A 23,023-nucleotide genomic window follows, 5' to 3' on the forward strand; every position below is an offset into this window, starting at 1 on the left:
AATCTATATCGAATAAGCGATCGCCCGCCACCAATCCCCCGATCGCTCGATCGCACCAATGCCCCCAGAGGGGATGGTAAATTTTTGTAAAAAATAGTTGACTAAAGGGCTGGAACTTCTCTCATTTGGGATACATGAATGCACATACCTGATGGTTTTCTTTCACCGCCAGTAGCCATTGCCACCGGCATAGCAAGTGCAGCAGTAATTGCAGTTGCCCTGAATCGAACCCGCGCGAGTCTTGGACTCCGACAAGCGCCAATCATGGGCTTAACCACAGCTTTCGTGTTTGCAGCCCAGATGATCAACTTTCCCGTAGCCGGCGGTACCAGCGGGCACTTGTTGGGAGGGGCGCTGGCATCCGTCGTTTTGGGGAGCCCTTGGGCGGCAACTTTGGCAATGAGCACGGTTTTTATAATTCAGAGCGTCTTGTTTGCCGACGGGGGCATCACCGCCCTGGGAGCCAATATTTTTAACATGGGGCTAGTTGGCATTTGGGTGGGCTGGTGGCTGTTGCAGCCGTTGCAGCAACTCTTGGGAGGTTCCCGAAATCGTTTGCCCCTAGCCGCCGGTCTCGCCGCCGGCCTCAGCGTCGTTGCTGCTTCTATTTGTGTGGCGATCGAACTCGCAATTTCTGGTACAGTAGCGCTCAATATTGCATTGCCAGCAATGGTAGGCGTACATATTTTAATTGGGATTGGCGAAGGGGTAATTACAGGCGGCGTTTTAACTTATCTCGTCAAAGTGCGGCCGGATTTACTGCCGGGAGAACAGCCGCAATTGCAGAAATGGGTAGTGCCTGTAATCGGAGTTTTATTAATTTCGGGGGTGCTGTCGCTGTTTGCTTCAAGTTGGCCTGACGGGTTAGAAGCGGTAGCCGAAAAACACGGCTTTAAAGATAAAGAAGCTGTGGCGATCGAAAATCCTACTCCTTTAGCAGATTACACAGTTAAAGGATTAGAAGAACAGCCTATTGGTACTAGCATTGCTGGACTTTTGGGGTCTGCCTTCAGCTTCGGCGCGGCCTTTGGTATTGCTCAGTTGGTGGTGGTCAAACCTAAAGATGGCTAAACTCTCTATACCTTTTCGATTGCGCCTGTCTTTGACAATTGTCATCGGCATTGGTTTTATGAAGACTGGCGCTTGGCTGTGGCTGGGAATTTATGGGGCGATCGCACTTTTTTGGTCTTTTTGGCTCAGGGCTCCGGTGCGAACCCTAGCGCAACTTTTGGGAGCAGAATTGCTTTTTCTCTCCTTATTAGTGCTGCCCCAAGGTTGGGAACGTGCCAGTTTTCTGTTGCTGCGTTCCCTAATTTGCCTGCTAATTATGAACAGTTTTCTGCTAACTTTGCCACCCCACAGTTTGGGAATCGCCCTCAAAGGATTACCCCTACCAGCAGGTTTGCAAGAGATTGTTCTTTTAACGGGACAATACTTAGAAATCCTGCTGACCGAAGTCAACCGCATGAAAATATCTGCCCAACTCCGAGGCTTGTCCGGCGCCGGAGGATGGCTGCGTTACGCCAGTGCTTCCATGATCGGGGCCCTCTATTTGCGAAGTCTCGATCGGGCAGAAAGAGTACACGCAGCCATGCTAATTCGGGGATATCAAGGAAGTTTGCCTGCCGACTCTAAATCGACACCTAAAGAGCGACTCTGGCTGACAATAACTATGTTAATGGCTGCCGGATTAACCATAGCTTCTTATGGTAATTTCTAAGTGGTTATTGGTTATTGGTTGTGGTAAATTTGAGGCTCACAAATAACTCATAACAAATGACTTCCGATCCCAAATTTCTCCTAAGATGATAGCGCTGCTCTCCCTACCCTGATTTGTCCTAACTTATTTGGGGAGTGGTATAGTTTGATTGGGAGTTTTTTACCGCAGATATCAGCGGATGAACACGGATGAACGCTGATGCAATTTCTGAAGTGTTTATCTCTGTTTATCTGCGGTAAAAAAACTTTCATATTGTTTCCTATTGATTCTGAATCAATAATTCTACGTTACCGTCAATAACTGCTCGGCCGTAAAAAAGAAGGATTACCTATTGACTTCGCTGGCTTTTGTGTGGTATATTTTAGATAATGGGAGTGGTGGCAAAAACTAAAAAAATGTCACCATTCCCATTATTTAATGGTACTTGATTAAATGCTGAGAGTCAAGGGTTTAACCCTAAAAAAAATGGCTCTTTTTTTGATTTTAATCAAGTAAAATTACGAGAGCAATCGGCTGGGCAGTAGCGTAGCGTCCGATCGACCGGCGAAGGAATTTATTCGCGGTCGCAATTCTTCAATAATCTCAAATCTCAAATCTCAAATCGGATGACTAATCTCCAATCAGTGCCAACAATCGAAGTGCAAGACTTAGTATTCGGCTATCCGCAGCAACAACCTGTATTGGCAGGAATTTCTTTTACTTTGCAACCGGGAGAAAGAGTTGCTCTACTCGGGCTGACAGGCGCTGGTAAAAGCACTTTGCTCGAAAACTTAATCGGATTAAAAATGCCTCAATCCGGCGAGATTAGAGTGCAGGGAAAAAAGCTGGAACCGGCGACTTTATCCCAGGCGCGCAGGCTGATTGGATTTTGCTTTCAAGATGCTAACGACCAGCTATTTATGCCGACTATTTTGGAGGATGTAATGTTCGGGCCGCGCAATTATGGGGTGCCGGCGGGAGTTGCGCGCGATCGAGCTTTATCCCTATTAGACGAATTCGGTTTAGTAGAATTTGCCAACCGTTCGGCCCACGAACTTTCGGGAGGTCAAAGAAGGTTAGCAGCTTTGGCAGCAATTTTAGCTTTAGAGCCGGCAATTTTAATCTTAGATGAGCCGACTAACGGACTCGATCCCTCGTGGCGGCGTCACTTGGCGTCAGTTTTGTCCCAATTGCCGATCGAGGTAATTTTGATTGCGTCCCACAATTTGAATTGGATCGGGAAAACGACTCAAAGGGCGTTAGTTTTGGCGGATGGGCAGATTCAGGTCGATCGGCAAACTGAAGATTTGCTGAAAGATAAATCGACTCTTGAATATTACAATTTGCCGCCCGATTGGTAATTAGTCATTAATCATTGGTAATTAGTGATTAGTCCAGTTTGTACGGTGTGCTGTAAGCACAGGTTGAGTTTGTAGCAATAGGGTTGACTTAACGCTTTTTGACGAATTTACGCTCCGCTTTTATAGGCAATACAGGCATTTTTCCCCAATCAGATTGTTCTTAAGTCAACTGTATTGGAGTTTGTCGGACACTCCATACCCTACAAACTCAACTTCCTTCTTCCTTCTTCCTTCTTTTTAGCCGCTCGCGCAGCCTTTATAGCCAGGGAAAATGCCTCTTATTGAACGCTGTTCATAAGTCAATACGGTTAACTTAACGCTTTTTGACGAATGTAATCTCAGGATTTTATAGGCAATACAGGCATTTCTTGAAAGTCAGATTATTCTTAAATCAACTGTATTGCAATATACCATATTCTGTTAACATGAAATTTAGATGCGTTCGCCCTAGTCTCAGGCCAACCTACTCCCTGTCGAGACGGGCGCGAGATTTGCCAGCGGAGGACAAACAGTATTAGAAGCGAGCCGATGACAGCCACTGACGATATGATTCCGCAGCAGTTCTACCATGGCACACGGGCTGACCTGAAGCCGGGAGACCTAATCGTTCCCGGCTACAACTCTAACTACCGAAAATTCTGGGGTCAGAGCCTCGCCCATAAGCGGGCGACTTTATCAAACGGCAACACGAAAGATAGAAAACAATATATAATGTAGTTAGGGGGTGATAAAAGTGTTTAACCTGACTTACGAATTTAAACTGAAACCAACACAAAGCCAGTCAGCATTATTTGAAGAATGGTTATAAACTCATAGGCGAGTTTATAACTATGCTTTAGCTGAACGGAAAGATTGGTATAAGTCTCGTAGTTGTCAGGTTAATGCTTGTTCACTTAAACATGAATACATAATTCCTGCTGATGCACCACGTCCAACATTTGCTAGCCAGTGCAAGTCTTTAACTGCTGTACGTAAAGACAATGAGTATTTAAAACGTGTTAATGCTCAGTCCTTGCAGCAAACACTTAAACGGCTTGAGAAGGCTTTTGTGTCAATGTGGGAGCAGAATCATGGATTTCCCAGATTTAAAAATCCTGGGCAGATGAGGTCTTTCTCTTTCCCACAGTTAGGACAAAACCCGTTATCTAATGGCGTGGTGAAATTACCTGTTATTGGCGCAGTTAAAGTGCGCCAGTCGCGGGATATTCCTGGTGGTGGAATAATTAAACAGGCGCGTGTAGTTAAGCGTGTTTCTGGATGGTATGTTATGCTCACAATTCAGTGGGATGTAGATATACCAATGGTTATGCCACACGGGGGCGCAGTAGGGATAGATGTAGGATTAACAAGTTTTGTCGCAACTTCTAATGGACTTTTGATTAAGCGTCCGAGGTTTTTTATAGATGCCGAACGCAAGCTTAAATTGCTGCAACAGCGCGTCAGCAGAAAACGATTAGGCTCGAACAATTGGAAGAAAGCCCAAAGGAAAGTTGCTCTGTTACATGAGTACGTCGCTAACGGTCGTAAAGACTGGCATCGGAACCTATCTCATCAACTTTGTGACAATGTGGGGATGATTTTTGTTGAGGACTTAAACCTCGTTGGGTTATCTCGAGGAATGCTAGGTAAGCATTGTTTAGATGCTGGATTTGGTCAGTTCTTCAACATCCTCAATCAAACTTGTTTCAAGCGCGATGTCTATTTCCAAAAAGTAGATAGCCGTAAGACAAGCCAAATTTGTCCCAGTTGTGGTGTTGTGACAGGTAAGAAAGAGCTTTCAGAACGTACTCATGTTTGTTCAGATTGTGGCTATACGACTGATAGGGATGTAGCAGCCGCACAAGTAGTTCTTATCAGAGGACTTGCAGCCGTAGGGCATACCGCCTGTGATGCTTGCCTGCAAGTAAATTCGTTGGAATCCCTGTGACGCAAGAATCCTCATGCCTTTAGGCCCAGGAGTGTCAAATGGTGGAACCGACCGGCCCGATTATGGATGACCCCAATCTGACGGACAAGAAATACCCGGGTAATCCAACGAAGTCATACCGGTCCCGGGAGCCGCTGCGCGTCACGGGCGAGGTCACGGATTGGCAGGGGCACTCGCCCGAAGCGCTCAAGGCTATTAAGGACAACATTGAGCGACTTAGGCAACTTGGTGTTGAGGCAATTGAGGACTGAGTTACTCCCGGCATCCTCGGGCAGTCGATGATGCGCTCGCCCTTCCTTTCCCTTCCTTCTGCTATGGCTGTAATTAAAGCTGGAATTTGCTAACAGTCTCGTTGTACAGATGAATAGCTAAATCACGAAGAATTTGTTCATTTTGAAAATCACTTCCTAACTTGTGTTTCGCCGTTTGAACACAGATTTTCATCAACTCGGATGAACTTTCGATGTGAATTGCGATCGCCCTTTGCTTTTGTTCAAACCAGACCTCGATTTCCGCCAGCCTTTTGACCGATTGATAATTCGCAGATAGCTCTAAATTTGCCGCCATTCTTTCCTGCTTTCTCCTTTGCACTTCCTCGGAAAAGCCTGCTGCAATTATCCCCGCAGGTAACGCAAAAATGCCGATTCCTAAAAATGCTAATATTGCTCCTAAAAATCTGCCTAAAGGAGTGATGGGATAAATATCCCCGTAACCAACAGTAGTTAATGTGATAACTCCCCACCACATTGCATCGGGGATGCTCCCAAAAGATTCTGGATGCGCCTCGTGTTCCACAAAATACATGATGCTAGAGGCAAATATTAACAGAATAAAAACGGCAAATTCAGTGGCGATTAAATCCTATTTTTTAGCGTACAATACTGCTCCCAGAGTTTGGACTGACTCTGAATAACGGCTCATTTTTAGCAAGCGCAACAAGCGCAGGATGCGAATTAAATTAACGTATTTTAAATTAGGAAATAATACCAAGGAGTAAAAAGGTAAGATTGATATTAAATCAATCAGACTTAGCGGTGTCAGACCGTATCTCAATCTTCCCCAAAGCGGGTGGCTGTATCTGCAATCGACTGTACACACCCACAGCCTCAAAACATATTCTATTGTAAATACTAAGGATGAAACAATTTCGATGTTTTCCAAAAGCGATTGGTGTTCGTGCGACCAGGCGGGCGAAGTAGAAGCAATAAAAGCTCCGACGTTTATCAAAATCAAACCTGTAATAACAATGTCATCGGCTAAAGTGTATAAATTGCTGCTTGCTGAGGATTATAATATTTCATGTATTATATTTTGGAGTTGTTTACGCATTTGAGTTTCTCCTAAAAAGTTAGCAATTAACGATCGCGCTTTACTACGGTCTAAGCAATTATATTCAAAAAATTAAGCAGGACTTGCCCTAGGGCTAAAAATTTGGTGTCTTCAGAGATGCTATCGTTGCGAAACTCAATATTTCTCAGGGAAACTGGGTTGTTTGGGGCAAGGGGGTTTTAGTAAAATTTAGAGTTAATCTGGAAAGAATTCCCAACTATTACTGGATTTGCAGGCAAAAATCATGAAGGTAGCCGTATTTAATACCAAATCCTACGATCGCACTTTTCTGACAGCAGCCAATGTCGGCGGTCAACACGAGTTGGTTTTTTTTGAACCGCATTTGACCCTGGAAACCAGCGTTTTGGCTGCTGGATTTCCGGCCGTCTGCGCCTTCGTGAACGACTGCTTGGACGCGAAAACCCTCGGGGCGATCGCTGAAAAAGGCGTCCGCTTGCTAGCCCTGAGATCGGCCGGATTCAATCACGTGGATTTAGCAGCAGCGAAGGATTTAGGCTTAACTCTCCTCCGAGTTCCTGCTTATTCTCCCTACGCCGTCGCGGAACACGCAGTCGCTATGATGTTGTCCCTCAACCGCAAAATCCACCGCGCCTACAACCGCGTCCGCGAAGGCAATTTCGCCCTAGACGGCTTGTTGGGTTTTGACCTCCAGGGGAAAACGGTGGGAATCGTCGGGACTGGCAGAATTGGCGCAATTACTGCCCAAATTCTGCACGGCTTCGGGTGTCGCCTGCTGGGATACGATGTTTTCCAAAACCCAGATTGCCTCGCCCTAGGCATGGAATACGTGGCACTCCCGGAAATGTTCGCCGCCTGTGATATTGTCAGCCTTCACTGTCCGCTGATACCGGAAACTTACCATTTGATCGGTGCAGAGGCGATCGAGCAAATGAAACCGGGGATGATGCTGATCAATACCAGTCGCGGTCAGTTGATTGACACTAAAGCTGTTACCAAAGCACTGAAGTCTGGTGTAATTGGCTACCTGGGCTTAGATGTTTACGAACAAGAGACGGATCTGTTTTTTGAGGATTTGTCAAATCACGTGATTCAAGACGACGTATTTCAGCGCTTGCTGACTTTCCCCAACGTCCTGATTACCGGACATCAAGCTTTCTTTACCGAGGAAGCTTTGAAAAATATCGCTGAAACCACGATCGGCAATATCACGGACTTTGAACAAGGACGCCCTTGTCCGAATCAAATCGACCTCGCTCAAGTGAAAAAATGAGTCAAAAGACCGGTTTGCCAACGAGGGAAATTGTTTACAATCAAGTATTATCCTTATTTTTGCTTGCAATTTGTCAAGTTCTGCCTTAGTCTCATCAATTAGCCCCGGCAGCACGAATGCTGTGCTAATTGCCGGAGAATTATACTGGCAGCAACTCAAAGCCTGCAATTGTACTTGACACCGGAGGAAGTATCAAATGACACAAGCTAACTTTTCTGACGAGGCACAAACAGTCACTGAAGTCGTCACAGTAGACCTGGTGCCTGACCAACCGGGAGTCATGACTACAGTGACAACCGCAGAAACACCGACGAGCCAGTTCCAAGATATTAAAGACCAAGTTCTGACAATTTTGTCGGAACTTCCAACCTATCTCTCCAATTTTTTTGCTGACTACCAAAAGCCCCTCATAACTGTTGGTTTAATTCTGGCAGGCGGTATTAGTATTAAGGTAATGCTGGGAGTTTTAGGTGCTATTAATGATGTCCCTTTGGTAGCTCCCGTTTTTGAGTTGATTGGGATGGGATATACGGGTTGGTTTGTTTACCGCTATCTGCTCAAGGCTTCTAACCGCCAAGAGTTGTTAACGGAAATTGATTCTTTAAAAGAACAAGTGGTAGGTAAAGGTTCTTAAACGGATGTTGAAGGAAGAATGAAGAGGGAAGAGGGAAGAAGGAAGAAGGAAGAAGAAAGAATGAATAAAGAAGATTTTCCCACTCTCCCCTCTCCCAATCTCGCACTCCTAGCTCTCCGAATCTCCCGCTCTCCGGCTCTGGCGCTCTCAATTTGGATGGCAAACTTGTTGCAAAGTGGCGGTAAAGTCGGGGTAGGAAATGGCAGCAGCTTCCGCCCGGTGAATGTTAGTAATACCTGTGGCGTTGAGGGCTGCGATCGCCAAACTCATCGCTATTCTGTGGTCTGTGTAGCTGTCAACATCCGCGCCGGTCAAAGGAGTTCCCCCGGTAATTTCTAAACCGTCTGGTAACTCGGAAATTTTTGCTCCCATGCGGTTGAGTTCGGCAGCAGTCACGGCCAGCCGATCGCTCTCTTTGACTCGCAACTCGGCCGCATCTCGAATTATTGTAGTACCCGATGCAAAGATTGCCGCTACGGCCAAAATCGGGATTTCGTCAATCAGCCGGGGAATTAAGTCGCCAGCAATGGTGCATCCCCGCAATTGGCCGTTTCGGCGAACCAAAATATCCGCTACCGGTTCCCCAGCGGCCTCTCGCTGATTTTGCAGTTCAATATCGGCCCCCATCATCTCCAAAGCTTCCAAAATCCCTGTACGAGTTGGGTTGACGCCGACATTTTCGACTACGAGCTCGGAACCCGGGACAATGGCCCCAGCAACTAGCCAAAAAGCCGCCGAACTAATATCCCCCGGTACAATCACATTCTGCCCTTGCAGTTGTGTCGGGCCAGTGACTGTCACGCTACAAGTTTCTGGATCGACGCTCAATTGGGCTCCAAACGCTCGCAGCATTCGCTCGCTGTGATCCCGCGACAGGGCCGGTTCTGTGACTGTAGTTTCTCCGCTTGCCATCAAACCGGCGAGCAAAATGCAAGATTTAACTTGAGCCGAGGCGATCGGAGAATGGTAGTGAATCGGTTTTAACTGCTGTCCGAGTATCGCTAAAGGAGCTAAAGAATTGCTGTTTCGACCCCAAATTTGCGCTCCCATTTGTTGCAGCGGTTTAATGACGCGCGACATCGGGCGCGATCGCAAAGAACTGTCACCCGTTACCGCAAAAAAACGCCCCGGATGAGAGGCTAAAATTCCCAACATTAGCCGCATCGTCGTGCCGGAATTACCCGCGTCCAAGACTTCGACAGGCTCCTGTAATTGGCCAATTCCGACGCCCTCGACTGTCACCCGTTCCGCGTTGAGTTCAGAAACTTTGGCTCCCAAGAGCGAGAAACATTTAGCCGTGCTGCGGGGGTCTTCTCCTAGGAGTAGTCCCTCAATAGTAGTTTCACCTTGGGCGATCGCACCCAACATCAAAGCTCGGTGAGAAATCGACTTATCGCCGGGAACTCGAATCCTCCCGACCAGCGACAAGCCCGAGGCAGGTTTTTGAATGCTTAAAGTTTGAGTTTTGTCAAGAAGCGAAGTAGTTATAATGTCAGCTTGCATTGAGATAAACTAGGATGGGATGGCGTTAGCTATCCTACCTTTTTCCCAGTCCTAAGTCAGTCGTCGAATGGTATGCCTGCAGGTTTTTTGCCAATGTGTCCGGTTAACTCCAAGGCTGATTAAACTCGCCGGGACAGTGCGCTGTCAGTTGTCAGCGACAAGAAAGAGCGGGCGCAACTGCACGGATTTTACCTTAATTTCACAAATAATTCGCGATCGCACTTGCGACCTCCGAAAACCAGTTTCTTCGTATATTTATCATTAGTAAATGCAAAATTTCGTAGAAACCTGGTTTCTAGCCCCCATAGGGGCCCTGACAAATACTATCTGTCTATCTGCCCAGATTTCAGGTTCTGCTCTCAGTTATCGACGAGATGATGGAATTTTGACTGAACAATTTTAGATTTTCGATTGCGAGTTGTAGAGTTTTCATTTTTTTAAGCAAAAGCTCCGGAATTTGGAACCCAGCCCATCTAAAATCTCAAGTCTAAAATCTCAAATCTCAAACTGCCCGATCCACAACAACCCCTACACTTTTATTTATGCTGACCCATCACCGCAAGCCTGTAAGTTTATCGCTGGTATCCACAGATTTACCTTTGTGGTCTGTCGTTGAAACCGCTGGTACGCTTTATCAAAAAGACCGGGATCGCTTTCACTTGTTGTTGCACGAACCAGCAATAATAGATCGCCAATTTTCCGAGGGTTCCGACGAATCTGGCGAGCAAGTTACCATCTTACCCCCAACTACAAAACCCCGGTTGCTCTGGCTAGAAGTTTCACCCTATCGAGTCATTATGACCATGCAAGGAAACGGGAAATACAGTTACCGCCACTGCTGGGAACGAGAAATGTACGGGCTGAGCCGTTATTGGCTTCAGGGCGAATCGCTGGCGACTCCGGAACAGTTGCGACTCCGTAACTTCACTCGCAACTTGACGCTGACAGGAAAGCCGGAACCGGAACACCTGCGGTTAGAATATGAGTTGTGGTCGGACAAAGTGCAACTCGGTCGCTATATTTTGAATCTAGAAATTCATCACTAAAATAGGGGATGGGTAATTGGGCATCGGTAATTGGGAATGGCTAATTAGGAAGGGCTAATTGGGAATTAGTAGATGCCCGGTGAAGGATCCGCCTTCCCAAACTCATGCACTGCGCAGCCTTGGGTGCGGCTCGCGTTGCAATCTCAAAACTCAAAACTATTAGGCTTTAGGAACGGCTCTTACAATAATTAATCAGTTTGTCAGTCAAAGCGTCTTGATTTTCCGCGGCTTGATTCGCCTGCTGTCCGGCTCGGATAATATCTGCTTGAGCTGTTTGGATTTGCCCTCGACCTTCTATACTTGTAGAAGCCCGATTTCCTGCCTCAAGAGTTCGGCCTATGTTGCCGAGTGCTTGACCCATTTGCTGGAAGGATTTAACCGACTCACCCTGAATTTCTTTGAGGGTTTTATCTGTTATTCGCAGAGCCTCAAGTTGTTTGGCTGTTTGGTTCAAGTCTTTAGCTAAGTTCTTGGTAGTTGCAGCATCGTTGCGGTCTTTCTTAACATCAATGAGAGCGTTCCCTTTGGTGATAATTGCAGTAAATTTAGTACACTGGACAGCTCGGCTATTGCTGCGGCTGCAACTAATCGTCAGCGTACAGCAAGCAACAACTATCAGCAGGATGGCAATCTGTTTGCGAAAAAAGTACATGAACCCTCGGTTGCAAAAAAAAGTAGATTCGGGGATTTTGTAGTAGAGTGCGTGAGCGATTAGCCGATCGATATATCGACAGTCGAAAAACTTTCGCGCCATTGAGACACGCTCTACTAAGCTAAACTACGTACCTGTTTGGGAACTATGGTCAAAAACAGCAATAACCTAAAGAAGGGAAGCATTTGGGGATATCTTACCCTGCTTTTGCCTATTTCCTTGACGGCGGTTGCCAGTTTCGAGTCGGGAAAGATGTTTTGGGCGATCGCCACCACAGCGGGCATTGCTTGGGCTTGCAGGCTCTATCAGCAGCAGCAAAAAAATAAAATCGCTCATTTAGACTCGGTTTTCTACAAGTTGATCAAGGAAAATCAAGGGCGAGTGACGGCTTTGGATTTGGCGATGAATGCGAAACTCCCCGGAGAAAAGGTTCAAGAGTATCTCGACGAACGAGCCTCTGAGTTTGCCGCGGATTTTGAAGTAACGGAACAAGGGGGAATTTTGTATTATTTTCAAATAGCTCCCACTGTCAATCAAAGCGAAACACCTAATGCGGCAATAGCTGTTCAAGAGCCTCCCATAAATCGGGAAAAAACACAAGATAAAAAACCCAATTTATTCCCCATTGCTCAAACCCAGACTCCTAAAAAACCCAAAATCTCTTTTACTCAGACGGAACTCTCCCGCAGGTTCAAAGTTCACGCAAGTACGATCGGCAAGTGGAAAGTTAAGCCGGAGTTTGCTCAGTGGAGCCGCGAAAAAGACCCGGAAGCGATCGCCTGGGAATATTCTACAGAAAACAAGCGATTTTATCCCAAAGATTGAGTTCCTCTGGTATTCGTCAAAATATACCAAGAAACCGGTTTATACGACGCTCTGCGGTTGCTAAGGAAGACTTCCCAAAAAAACCGGGTTTCTGAGATTTGAGCGCGTCCTGGACTAATTTTACTGCGGTTGACCGAAAGCATCCAGGATACAAGCCCCCGGATTCATTCCGAAAGCAGACTCAGGACCGGTGAAATAAAAAACCTGTATCCGATGAAACTTGCCTAACGTATTTCTCCGTGGGGTCAATGCTTCAAATCTAAAATCTAAAATCTAAAATCTAAAATCTAAAATCGATTGACCGATCGACCTCTTTAGGTTATTTTAAGTAAAATCGTGTTTTGTTGAGTTTGCCAAATAAAAATCGGTAAATTCGATCGTCATATCTGTTTCTTTTTTTTCCTATGTCCAAAACAACCTTGCGAGTAGTCGCCCGCCTTGCTGCCTTTCCCGACAAAGTAGCAGAACTTAAATCTCTTCTGCTGAGCATTATAGAACCAACTCGCAAAGAAAAAGGCTGCATCACATACGAACTCCTGCAAAATCAAGCCGATCCCACAGATTTTACGTTTGTTGAAGAGTGGGAAAGTGTAGCTTTGCTCGAACAACATCTCGGTTCAACTCACATTCAAGACGCCGTGAAGAAATTAGACGGTTTGGCCGTTGGACCTCCAGATATTCGCCGCTATGAATTGCTAGCTTAATCGGGTTTTTATAGCAATTTTATTAATGTGTGTGAAATAGCTTGGACCCCCTAGCCAGCCTTATAGCAATCCTAAATCATTTGTGAATTTATTACTCCCTCCCTGCGGGTTCGCGGAGGGTTGGGGTGGGTAAAAAAATGACGACTCCTGCAAGGATTGCTATAGTAAGGGGGGACAATAGTTCATTTTAATAAATTGAAGCGCAGCTAAAAAATATTATGACAGTAGCAACAATAAAACAGTTATTTATTTATCCAATTAAAGGGCTGACACCGCAAGAAATGTCGGAGTTGGCTTTAACAGCAGGACACGGAATTAAGGGCGATCGAGCTTTTGCCTTAATGTTTGCAGATAATCTGGAAGCTGCTAAGATGCCCGCCCAAAATATGCCTTGGATGAGCAAGAAACATTTTGCCGTTCAAAACGATTGGCCTCTGTTAGCAGCTTTAGAATGTCATTATCAACCGGAAACGGCCGTTTTAACAGTCCAGCGTGAAGGAGTTGCAGTGTTATCCGCAGAAACGAACACAGCAGCGGGGCGCGATCGCATCGGCACTTTTTTCACAGAATATCTGGCAGCAATTGAACCCACAAAAGAAGCGAGACACGCGCAATTTGCACCTTTGCACTTAGTCGGCGACAGCAGCGGCGAAACTCGTTATCCCGATCGAGAACCCGTACACATTTCTTTACTCAGTCAAGCCACATTAGACGAATTAACAGAAATTGCTGTTCAAAACATTGACGTGCGCCGATTTCGCCCGAACATTGTGCTAGAAGGTATGGCAGCTTGGTCAGAATTTGAGTTGATCGGAAAACAGTTTCAATTAGGCACGGCGCGCATAGAAGTTACAGCACGAATCGGGCGCTGTGTCAATATAGAAGTGAATCCAGAAACGGGCGATCGGGATATTTCCCTACTCAGTTTACTCCAACAGGAATTCGGTCACGCACAAACTGGAGTTTTAGCCAAAATTATCAACAGCGGCACAGTTAAACTCGGCGATGTTTTGACTGCTGTAAAATAGTAGGATTTACGGGCGGGCTCTCCTGCCCACCCCACAAGAAAACTCATTCTTTGTGGAACAGGCATCTTGCCTGTTCATGAGAATATATTGCCTGTACATGAGAATGGTGCAAGATGTGAGATGCACCCTACAAGTCAATAGTCTCTTAATCAAAAGCAACCTTAAGATTGTGAATGCTGGCTAACTTCTTCTACTGATAAACCGAGTGCTTCTGCCACTTGCTGTGTATTCAATCCCATTGCCAACAACCGAGGGATGGCATCCCGCCGCGCTTGGGCTTCTGCACTCAAAGCCTGCTCTGCTAAGGAAGCTCGTTGCTGTTCGACAGCAGCCCGTTCTGTACCTGTCAGCAGCAAATTGCCCTCGCTGTCCCACCACCGCAGCCACAGCATTGTCTGGTTTTGATAACTGCCTTGCCACAGTCCTAATTCTACGCCCATTGGCGCGATCGGATAATGACCGCGATCGTTCGGAAGCAACTGCTGGTAAAACCCATTGTTAAGGTTGTAAACCTCCAGTCTGCCACTATTGATCTCATAAATGCCATAAAACGGAATCCGCATGATCCGCTCATATACCCAAAACTTCCCAGGCCTTTGTGCCGGTCCAACTTCCGAGTACGATAGTGGGGTTGTGTCCCGCTCTTCTGAACCATCTCCCGATGCGAACTCCAAAGCAATCATCGGAGCCATGAATTCCCGCCACAGCACGTAAGAGCGACGAATCTGATTGCCTAATGTTGGTGGCACGTTCGGCACGTAAAACCAGTCTGGAGCTTCTGCTCCCTTTTCAAGCGGGTCAGTTTCTCGCCAGTAGATGCCACAGTCTTGCCCTATAGCATATTGCCCATCGGGATGAAGCCCTTGCAATACCGAGCCAATAGAATCAGTCAAAATAATACTCTGCGGATGCTCCTGAAAATTCTTGACGAAAGTACCGTCTTCCTCTGGCAGTTGAGTGTGGTCGGGGAAGGGAGAGGGAAGGACAATCTTTTCGGTTGCCGGGGTCATGCTACCTCTCAAGTATTGCAGCTTACCTGAATATCTTAACTCATCCTTCTTCTCGCACCCTCACCTTATTACCAATCAACTTCAGAAAACTCGCTCCAAAATGTTGAATCTCCAAAAAATTAGCATAAGCAGGAGTTGATTTGTAAACTCTAAAAGTCCGCATAATTCCTAAAGTCGCCGCACTTTCCAGCGGACCGATAAAGCTAGTATCTCTGTTCAAAAAATGAGACTGCTTAGCCCAGTGTGCCATCTGTTCCGCATTCAAAAAATAGCAGCCGGAATGAGGATTCAAAGTGCGCTCAAAAGCGATTGTTTGTTCCATAATTTTCCCCATTAACTGTCGCTGCTCGTCTACATTTTGAAACTGAGCAGTCGCTGAGTCTGCTAAATCTCCATCAACATATGCTTTAAAAACAGCGCCTTGAGGCGATATTTCATAGCGATTAGGTTGCAGCAAATTCCCATTTCCTGCGTGATGCGTAAACCACTTTAATTTCCTAAAAAACCACGGGTCGTGCAGAACTAAATCATCTTCCAAATAACAGAAATAATCGTATTTGTTAAGACACGCTCGCAAAACTGCTTGACATTCAAACCCCAACAGCAGCGGTTCGCATTTTGTAGGGTGGTGCATAAAACATCTGGGCTGCACTGGGAGTTGAGGCAACAGATGATAACCTTGAGTAGTGCAAACAACAATGTCAATTTCGTGCTGTTGAGATTGATTGGCTGGGATAGTTGCACATTCGCGAATGTCAATCATGGACTGAGATTTGCCGTACAAAGCTTGCAGCGATGTCACGCAAGCGGTTAAAGCATTTAGTCGCGGTTGCGGATCATTTCGCTGGGAAGCGTGTTTCCCGTCGCCGCTGGGATTGTAAAAGTGAGCAATAGTGAATAGAATTCGCATTGGTGTGGAGTAACAATTAAAAATTAAACAATAAAACAGAAAGAGCGCACCATAACGCCTATAAATCTTACCGCATTTAGTCAGCAAATAACTCCGGCAGGCGATCGCGCAACTCAGCATTTAAACGTGGCAACTCGTCCCGCATTTGTAAGTACCAATCTCGCCGCTGTCGGTAGTGCCCGCACAGCAAGCGGTTGCCGCGCACCCATTCGTAAGCATTCGCGGCTATTTCCCGGCGCATAGAAGTGTCAGAAATCAGCGAATTCAGCTTCATTTCAAACTCGTTTTCATATCTATAAATCAATCCGGTTTCACCTTCGACAATCGAATGTTCGTACACGGTGGGACTTGCCAGCACCGCTACACCCCGCGCTGCACATTCAATAAATTTTAAGTCAGATTTCATTTCGTTAACCGGGTTGGAAACGAGCGGCAACAGAGCGATATCACAACTGTACATAATTTCTTGATACCGTTCGTAACTGCAAAAGGGTTCAAATTCTTTTTGTTGTATTTCTAAGGCTTCAAAAAATCTGCGGTCGTGGATTACTTTAACTCGAATGTGGTATTTGTGTGCAACTAAAACTCGATTTAGCGCTGCCATAATCGGCTGCCAATCTTTTTCGCGGTTGAGCGCACCAAAAAAGATTGTGACTGTATCTTCGGGCGGATAAATTCGCGGCGGAGGTAGATAAGCTAATTGATTGGGAAATACGGCCACATTGGGATTGTAGTGCCGCAAAATTTTGGCTAGCGGTTCTGTAGAAGTTTGAACGCAGTGACAGCCGCGATAGCTGAGGTAATTATTGTCTGCGTATTCGCGGCGGCGGACGGGATTATCGTCAATTTCAGCTACTATTAAATAGCCTTGTTGGAGCAGTTCTTTTAGTTTGGGAATATAGGCCGGATATTGCATGATTGTCCGCTGCCAGATGAAGACTTTTTCTTCTCCATACAGCGGCGGAATTAATTCTCCTGTTTTCACGCCGGATACCGTGCGGACACCGGGAATTGTGGCGCTAAATTTGTCCGGTTCCAAAACTCGCACGCGATCGCACCCTGTAGGAGCCATAATGATAGTCTGAACCAGCAGTCGGCGCGCAGGTAGGGTTGATTTGGTCGATCGCACGATATAATATTCAGCACCGGTTTCCGTAGCAAAACTGCTCGATGTGAGCTCTAAAGCCTTTACCATTGGATGCAGCAATTGCTGAAAGTGGACAAAATTTTCGGTTTGGTGTCCCTTTCCTTGAAATTCATAAACCTGCAATCCGGCTTGAGCAAATAGTGATTTAATACTTTCTAGAGTAAACCAGTGCTGCATCTTGCTGTCGGGATTTTCCCAATGTCCGCGCAGCAGATTGACAATTCGCCGCCAGTATTGAACATTGGGGATTCTGGCGAGAATTTGCCCCTCTGGATTCAGCAAAGCAGTGTACTGCTTGAGGATATCCCAAGGGTTTTTGAGGTAGGGTAGCAAGTCGCCAAAAACCAAACAATCGACGCTTCCTGGGGCGATGTCGAGACTTTCGATGGCAATCTCTTCAATATTGGCGAACGTCACCCAGTTTAGGCGATCGACTGCAATTTTAGCTTTTTCTCGATCGCATTCAATGCCAATATACTGACAATGGGGATTGATCAGCTTGTACTCTTGGCCCGTCGAGCCCGTACCGCAGCCAATTTCAACAATGACTTTAGCATCCGGCGGTAGCAGCTTCAAGAGGTCGTGGTTGACGCGATCGATCACTTTCTCTAAAATTCCTGATTAGTTTATCGTAAAATAAAACAGATCCGCCCATGCCAACAGACGACCAGCCGAAAGTTAGCATTGCGATGCCAGTATACAATGGCGATCGGCACATTTGTCAAGCACCAAATTTTCTGTTGCCAACTCTTTCTCTTCCCTCTCTTCTCTTCCTCTGCGTTCTCTGCGCCCTCTGCGGTTCACTTAATCTTATTCACCCATCCTGCAAGGATGGCTATATCTTAGCAAATATTGAGCAAAATTATAATTGATTCTCAACCCATACCCTCATTTAGCCCCATTGATGAGATTAATTAATTCTGCTTTTTCTCAAAAATCAACACAACAATTTGCTGAATACATTAGAAAATATGAACCCAAATCTAGGAATTAACATCGCCGGCTACATCAGGGGCGAATTTGGCATAGGAGAAGGTGTCCGAGCCAACATCAGAGCCACAGAAGCCGCCAACATTCCCTTCAATATCAACAATTTTACCCGCAGTCTCCACCGCAAACAAGACACCACCTATCAAAATTTTAGCCAAGACAATCCCCATCCCGTAAACTTAATTCAAGTCAACGCCGATGAAGTGGCAACCTTTATCAAACATACAGGTTCCAGCTATTTTGAAAACAAATACAATATCGGCTTTTGGGCCTGGGAACTTCCCGCATTTCCCCCAGCATGGCAGCCAGCATTTAATCATTTTCACGAAATATGGACTTATAGCAACTATTGCGCCGAGGCAATTTCCGCAGTCTCGCCAATTCCCGTTATCAAAATCATGCCCAGTATTGCTCTCCCCGCACCTTCCCTTAAAAGAGAAGCACTGAATTTACCTAAAGATAAATTTATTTTCTTGTTTGTATTCGACTTTTGCAGCCGCATCGAGCGCAAAAATCCTTTAGCTGCCATTCAAGCATTTAAACAAGCTTTTGGCGAAGATGACCGCCTATTGTTAATTCTCAAAACTTCCAACTCCGACAAAAATATTGAGCAGCAAAAATTGTTAAATTCTGCCCTAGAAAATTCTTCAAATATCAAACATCTAGACGGGTATTTGTCCAAAGATGAAATTAACGGTTTGCTGTACAATTGCGACTGTTATCTATCCCTGCACCGCTGCGAAGGATTTGGCTTAACAATGGGTGAAGCCATGTTTTACGGCAAACCCGTAATTGCCACCGGCTATTCATCAAATACAGAATTTATGAATGTCGGCAACAGCTATTTAGTCAAGTATAAGTTAATCCCAATTGAGAAAGATTGCGGACCTTACAAAAAAGGCAATGTTTGGGCCGAAGCGGATGTCGAACACGCTGCTGATTTAATGCGGTACGTCTTCAACAATTACCGGGAGGCCAAACAAATTGGAGCGAGGGCTGCTGAGGAAATTAAGACTTTACTCAACCCGCAAGTTACAGGAAATAAAATTAGAAAACGTCTCGAATATATTGCGGAGATTACGGATAACTTTCAAAGCATACCTCTGTCAGGAGCAGCCAAAGCGAACTCTGCCACAATTAGGGCTAACTTGCCACAATCAAAGCAACAAAGTCAATCAACAGGAGAACTGCCAAACGAGCAGCCGAAGGTTAGCATCTGCATTCCGACATACAACGGAGAAGCATTTATTGGGGAAGCAATCAAAAGTGCTTTGGCCCAAACCTACCCTAACATAGAACTGATTATATCCGACGACGGCTCCACAGACCGCACAATTGCGATCGCCCAATCATTCCAAGTACAAACCTCAGTCGATTTCCGCATCGTACTGCACCGCAACTACGGCTTATCACAAAACTGGAATTTCTGCATTTCCCAAGCAAAAGGTCAATACATTAAATTTCTCTTTCAAGACGACTTGCTCGCACCAGAATGTATTGAGAGAATGGTCGCAGTCGCCCAACAACACCCAGAAATAGGTATGGTTTTCTCCCCGCGCGGCATCACCATAGCTGAAGATGAATCTAACCCGATTTTGCGGAAAGCTTCCCAATCAATTAAAGATTTGCATAAAAGTTGGTCCAATTTAAAATCTATTCAGCCCGGAAAAGAGTTACTGGCAGATACTAACTGCTTGAGCAACCCCATAAACAAAATTGGCGAACCGAGTACCGTCTTAATTGCCGCCCGAGTCTTTACCGAAATAGGATTATTTGATTCGGGATTATCTCAGTATGTAGACTTAGATATGTGGTGGCGAATCATGGGGAATTATCACATCGGATTTGTAGACGAAAAACTGTCGTCACTGCGGATTCATCCCGAACAACAAACTTGGAAAAACTTCGCTGCTGGGGAAAATCATAAGGATGTAGTCAGATTTTACAATAAACTACTAAATAGTCCTGAGTACAGCTTTCTGAATCAACAAATTAAACAGACAATCCGCCAGAAATTGGCATTAAGAACCCAACCTAGTAAATCTGACTTGTCAGCACTGGTTGAGCAGTACAAAAAATCGCTATCAAACGAGTTTCTTCTCGCGCCACTGCGGCAATACCGCCAAGACATAGCTATAAATTGGCTGAATTTGCCAGCGGAAAAATTAGAAAGTGCTTACTCGCAAGAAGCGGGGAAAGCTCATAAATTGCTACTAGATAGCGGTCTCAAAAATGAAACTTTAACTGAGTCAGAACAAAGTTTTGTCCAGCAGTTATCCTCGAAACTTGCTGAAGCAGGGGAAATTGCTGATAAAATTCAATATCTCCTGGCAGCGATGCTGTACCGCGACGCTTATCAGTTGCAGCTTGAGTATAAAAATGCAGCGATTCCCCAGTGGTTTTTTGACGACTTTTTGAAATTCTTATTTCAGTCTCCCAGTTATTTTCAAGAAAAGTGGGAAGTTGAAATGTACTCTAAATATTTTCAGCAGCTAATCAAATACGTCGCTACTAATATAGCCACTTTTCCCGATTCTGAAGTTTGGCGTTATTTGGCGGCATTTATGGCGCAGACTGTTAGCTTCAAAGCTTTGTATTTGAGCGAGGCAAATCTACTCGATATATTGACGCAGCGAGCTGAGATATTAGAATTTTATTTAAAAAATGTTGGCTGTCGAATAGACTGTAATTATGCTCGTAGAGAAGGTGAAGAAACTAAAATTAGAGTGGGTTTTTTGCTAGATAAAATTAGTGATAAATCCGAGACTCGTGCTGCAATTTCGAGTTTTGAATATTTAGACAGAAGCAAATTTGAAATAATCGTGTACCATTTCCAGGTAGAAGACGACCGACTGGGGAAATATTGCGGAAATTGCGCTGACAAACTGGTGCAACTGTCAGAAGATTTGCCAAATCAAGTCCGAGAAATTCGATCGCACGATTTAGATATTCTGCTAATCTGCACCAATACCGCCGACACTTCGCAACCAAGCGCGCTGCTGTGCCTGCACCGACTAGCGCGGGTGCAAATAGCGAAGAATGCGTTAACACCCGCCACCACCGGAACCCGAAATATCGATTATTTCATTGCCGGAGATTTGACATTGCCCGCAGGTGCAGCAGCAGAGTTTCGCGAAAAATTAATTACTTTAAAAGGCTCGGGAGTTTGTTTAAGCTATACTGTAGGATCGGCACCTGCCCGAGTTGAACCGACTCGCAGAAGTTGGGGAGCTACAGACGAATCTGTAGTGTTCGTGTCCGGCGCTCAAGCTTTGACAATTATCCCAGAAGTGAGAGAAACTTGGGCAAAAATTATTGCTGCTGTACCGAATTCTATTTTAGTTTTGTATCCCTTTAGTTCCGGCAGTGGAAACTATCCGACGGTGCCTTTTTACAAAAGCATTCGATCGCTCTTTGCGGAATTTGGGATTGACAAAAAGCGGTTAGTTGTGATTAAATCGCTGCCATCTCGCGCCGATCGCATAAAATGTCTGGAATTGGCTGATATATATTTAGACTCCTATCCATACGGCGATGTCTGCTCCTTAGCAGAAGCGCTGTTGGTCGGGTTGCCTGTGGTGGTAAGAAAAGGGCAAACAACTCGATCGCGACAATCAGCCTCCGTACTCGAAGAACTGCTACTTCCGTTCCTGGTAGCAAACAGCGAGAAGTCTTATGTAGAGCTGAGTACAGCACTGGGAACCAACCCAGAACTGCGCCGGCACTACCGCGAAAGAATCCAGCAAAAAATGGCGGCAAACCCTAAATATCTCGACAGTCGCGCTTGCTCGACGCAACTCGGAACACTCTTTGAAAGACTATTCCGAGAGTGAAGCAAGAAGGAAGAAAGATCAGGAAACACTGTACGGGATTTAACGGATGGATGTTGAGGGAAAAAGGAAGATGGCAGAAAAAAGATGGCAGAAGAAAGATTTTGCCGATCGGAGATTCTCCCACTCTCGCCCGATCCGGCTACCATGGTGAGACACGCGGGGAACCCCTCCTGCTGCAGATCGTCAAGAATATATACAGCAATAGCGCTAGCCCACTGACGGCCTGCTATCATCGGGGAATCGACGGGTTAGTGGTTGTCGCTCTTTTCCTGCCACAGCTAAATTAAAAGGGAAAGCGCAAGTCAGTTGGAGATAAAAAAATGACAGGACTTTTTCAAATAGGCGATAAATTACTGCAAGCTCAGGATATGCCATCGCTCCTGAAGCGGTACCAATTAATGCCGCAATTCTTGCGCGGCGTAATCGTAGACCAAGCGATCGCATCTTTTAGTTGCAGCGACGAAGAACGCCACTCCGCCGTCGAGAACTTTCTGGCACAATACCAACTGACAGCCCCGGAAGCGAAAGAAGCTTGGCTGCGCAGCCAAAACATGACGGAAGAAGAACTTCAAGAGATGGCAGTTAGGCCCTTGCTGATCGAAAAATTTAAGCAAGCCACTTGGAGACCTAAAGTAGATAATTATTTTTTAACCCGCAAAGCCAGCCTAGACCACGTAGTCTATTCCCTGATACGCACCAAAAATCCAGCACTGGCAAACGAACTTTACTTTCGCATCGCCGAAGGGGAACAAACCTTTGCCGAAGTGGCTCGCGACTTTTCCGAAGGGCCAGAGTCCAAGTCCGGCGGCTTGTTGGGGCCAGTACCGCTCTCGCAGCCCCACCCGGCAATCAGCAAACTTTTGTCCGTCAGCCAGCCAAATCAACTCTGGACGCCGCGTCCTCTGGCAGAATGGATGGTGATTATTCGACTAGAAAAGTTCATGCCAGCCCAGCTCGATGAATCGATGCGGCTGCACTTGATTAACGAACTCTTTGAAGGCTGGCTCGCGGAACAGATATCGCAAATAGGCCCGCTACAGCCCCTCTCTTCCGTGTCTTCAATATCATGACCGAAAGCAATTTTGCTCCTTGGCCCCCGGATTTACCCGTGGAGACTTTAAAAAGCGTAGCATCCTGACAAAAAGCCTCCGGATTCATCTGTGGATTCAAATC

General features: G+C 45.8%; 18 protein-coding genes and 3 pseudogenes. 14 read left to right on the top strand and 7 right to left on the bottom strand.

The window, feature by feature from the left end; genetic code table 11:
• Positions 1-3: 3 nt before the first annotated feature.
• Positions 4-144 carry a hypothetical protein gene (locus tag QUB56_RS09855; RefSeq protein ID WP_332954965.1) on the bottom strand — a complete coding sequence of 47 codons (141 nt, stop codon included), beginning with the start codon at positions 142-144 and terminating at the stop codon, positions 4-6.
• Here QUB56_RS09855 and QUB56_RS09860 point away from each other — a divergent pair.
• The 6 genes and pseudogenes from QUB56_RS09860 to QUB56_RS09885 all read left to right on the top strand — a co-directional run.
• A complete protein-coding gene (locus QUB56_RS09860) occupies positions 139-1,071 on the top strand; it encodes an energy-coupling factor ABC transporter permease (protein ID WP_332954966.1) in 933 nt (310 codons plus the stop codon). The genes QUB56_RS09855 and QUB56_RS09860 overlap by 6 nt on opposite strands.
• Entirely contained in the window at positions 1,064-1,720 is a 657-nt protein-coding gene (locus QUB56_RS09865) for an energy-coupling factor transporter transmembrane protein EcfT (protein ID WP_332954967.1), read from the top strand. The genes QUB56_RS09860 and QUB56_RS09865 overlap by 8 nt, the downstream gene beginning before the upstream one ends.
• Positions 1,721-2,325: 605 nt before the next feature.
• Positions 2,326-3,060 carry an ABC transporter ATP-binding protein gene (locus tag QUB56_RS09870; protein WP_332954968.1) on the top strand — a complete coding sequence of 245 codons (735 nt, stop codon included), beginning with the start codon at positions 2,326-2,328 and terminating at the stop codon, positions 3,058-3,060.
• A gap of 546 nt (positions 3,061-3,606) precedes the next feature.
• Positions 3,607-3,777, top strand: a complete 171-nt coding sequence (locus QUB56_RS09875; RefSeq protein ID WP_332954993.1) for an NAD(+)--rifampin ADP-ribosyltransferase — start codon at positions 3,607-3,609, stop codon at positions 3,775-3,777.
• A 154-nt stretch (positions 3,778-3,931) separates the two neighbouring features.
• Positions 3,932-4,987: pseudogene (locus QUB56_RS09880) on the top strand (RNA-guided endonuclease InsQ/TnpB family protein); the annotation flags it as partial.
• A gap of 38 nt (positions 4,988-5,025) precedes the next feature.
• Positions 5,026-5,238: pseudogene (locus tag QUB56_RS09885) on the top strand (NAD(+)--rifampin ADP-ribosyltransferase); the annotation flags it as partial.
• Between the two features lie 73 nt (positions 5,239-5,311).
• On the opposite strand, the pseudogene QUB56_RS09890 reads toward QUB56_RS09885, so the two are convergent.
• Positions 5,312-6,235 (bottom strand): annotated as a pseudogene (locus QUB56_RS09890) (ion transporter).
• A gap of 325 nt (positions 6,236-6,560) precedes the next feature.
• Here QUB56_RS09890 and QUB56_RS09895 point away from each other — a divergent pair.
• A complete protein-coding gene (locus tag QUB56_RS09895) occupies positions 6,561-7,568 on the top strand; it encodes a 2-hydroxyacid dehydrogenase (RefSeq protein ID WP_332954970.1) in 1,008 nt (335 codons plus the stop codon).
• Between the two features lie 196 nt (positions 7,569-7,764).
• Positions 7,765-8,202, top strand: a complete 438-nt coding sequence (locus QUB56_RS09900; protein ID WP_332954971.1) for a CAAD domain-containing protein — start codon at positions 7,765-7,767, stop codon at positions 8,200-8,202.
• Between the two features lie 147 nt (positions 8,203-8,349).
• Here the strand turns inward: QUB56_RS09900 and aroA are convergent, their stop codons facing one another.
• On the bottom strand, positions 8,350-9,705 hold the full coding sequence (aroA, locus tag QUB56_RS09905; RefSeq protein WP_332954972.1) for a 3-phosphoshikimate 1-carboxyvinyltransferase: 1,356 nt from the start codon (positions 9,703-9,705) through the stop codon (positions 8,350-8,352).
• A gap of 542 nt (positions 9,706-10,247) precedes the next feature.
• Here aroA and QUB56_RS09910 point away from each other — a divergent pair.
• Entirely contained in the window at positions 10,248-10,751 is a 504-nt protein-coding gene (locus QUB56_RS09910; RefSeq protein WP_332954973.1) for a hypothetical protein, read from the top strand.
• 166 nt (positions 10,752-10,917) lie between these two features.
• Here QUB56_RS09910 and QUB56_RS09915 read toward each other — a convergent pair whose 3' ends face one another.
• Positions 10,918-11,505, bottom strand: a complete 588-nt coding sequence (locus QUB56_RS09915) for a hypothetical protein (protein ID WP_332954974.1) — start codon at positions 11,503-11,505, stop codon at positions 10,918-10,920.
• A gap of 45 nt (positions 11,506-11,550) precedes the next feature.
• Between QUB56_RS09915 and QUB56_RS09920 the strand changes: the two genes are divergently transcribed.
• The 3 genes from QUB56_RS09920 to QUB56_RS09930 all read left to right on the top strand — a co-directional run bounded on the left by QUB56_RS09920 (position 11,551) and on the right by QUB56_RS09930 (position 13,960).
• Complete coding sequence (locus tag QUB56_RS09920) at positions 11,551-12,228, top strand: hypothetical protein (RefSeq protein WP_332954975.1); 678 nt, start codon at positions 11,551-11,553, stop codon at positions 12,226-12,228.
• Between the two features lie 404 nt (positions 12,229-12,632).
• A complete protein-coding gene (locus tag QUB56_RS09925; protein ID WP_332954976.1) occupies positions 12,633-12,932 on the top strand; it encodes a putative quinol monooxygenase in 300 nt (99 codons plus the stop codon).
• Between the two features lie 218 nt (positions 12,933-13,150).
• Entirely contained in the window at positions 13,151-13,960 is an 810-nt protein-coding gene (locus QUB56_RS09930) for an MOSC domain-containing protein (protein WP_332954977.1), read from the top strand.
• A 161-nt stretch (positions 13,961-14,121) separates the two neighbouring features.
• On the opposite strand, the gene QUB56_RS09935 is transcribed toward QUB56_RS09930, so the two are convergent.
• From QUB56_RS09935 to QUB56_RS09945, 3 genes are all read right to left on the bottom strand, one after another.
• On the bottom strand, positions 14,122-14,970 hold the full coding sequence (locus QUB56_RS09935) for a Uma2 family endonuclease (RefSeq protein ID WP_332954978.1): 849 nt from the start codon (positions 14,968-14,970) through the stop codon (positions 14,122-14,124).
• 40 nt (positions 14,971-15,010) lie between these two features.
• Positions 15,011-15,880 (bottom strand): calcium-binding protein, encoded by an 870-nt coding sequence (locus QUB56_RS09940; protein WP_332954979.1) that lies wholly within the window; start codon positions 15,878-15,880, stop codon positions 15,011-15,013.
• Positions 15,881-15,956: 76 nt separating this feature from the next.
• Positions 15,957-17,630 (bottom strand): methyltransferase domain-containing protein, encoded by a 1,674-nt coding sequence (locus QUB56_RS09945; protein WP_332954980.1) that lies wholly within the window; start codon positions 17,628-17,630, stop codon positions 15,957-15,959.
• Between the two features lie 368 nt (positions 17,631-17,998).
• Between QUB56_RS09945 and QUB56_RS09950 the strand changes: the two genes are divergently transcribed.
• Positions 17,999-21,850 carry a glycosyltransferase gene (locus QUB56_RS09950; protein WP_332954981.1) on the top strand — a complete coding sequence of 1,284 codons (3,852 nt, stop codon included), beginning with the start codon at positions 17,999-18,001 and terminating at the stop codon, positions 21,848-21,850.
• Positions 21,851-22,170: 320 nt separating this feature from the next.
• A complete protein-coding gene (locus QUB56_RS09955) occupies positions 22,171-22,920 on the top strand; it encodes a peptidylprolyl isomerase (RefSeq protein WP_332954982.1) in 750 nt (249 codons plus the stop codon).
• The last annotated feature ends 103 nt before the right edge of the window (positions 22,921-23,023 follow it).

This window comes from Microcoleus sp. AR_TQ3_B6 (assembly GCF_036702785.1).
Taxonomy (GTDB): Bacteria; Cyanobacteriota; Cyanobacteriia; order Cyanobacteriales; family Microcoleaceae; genus Microcoleus.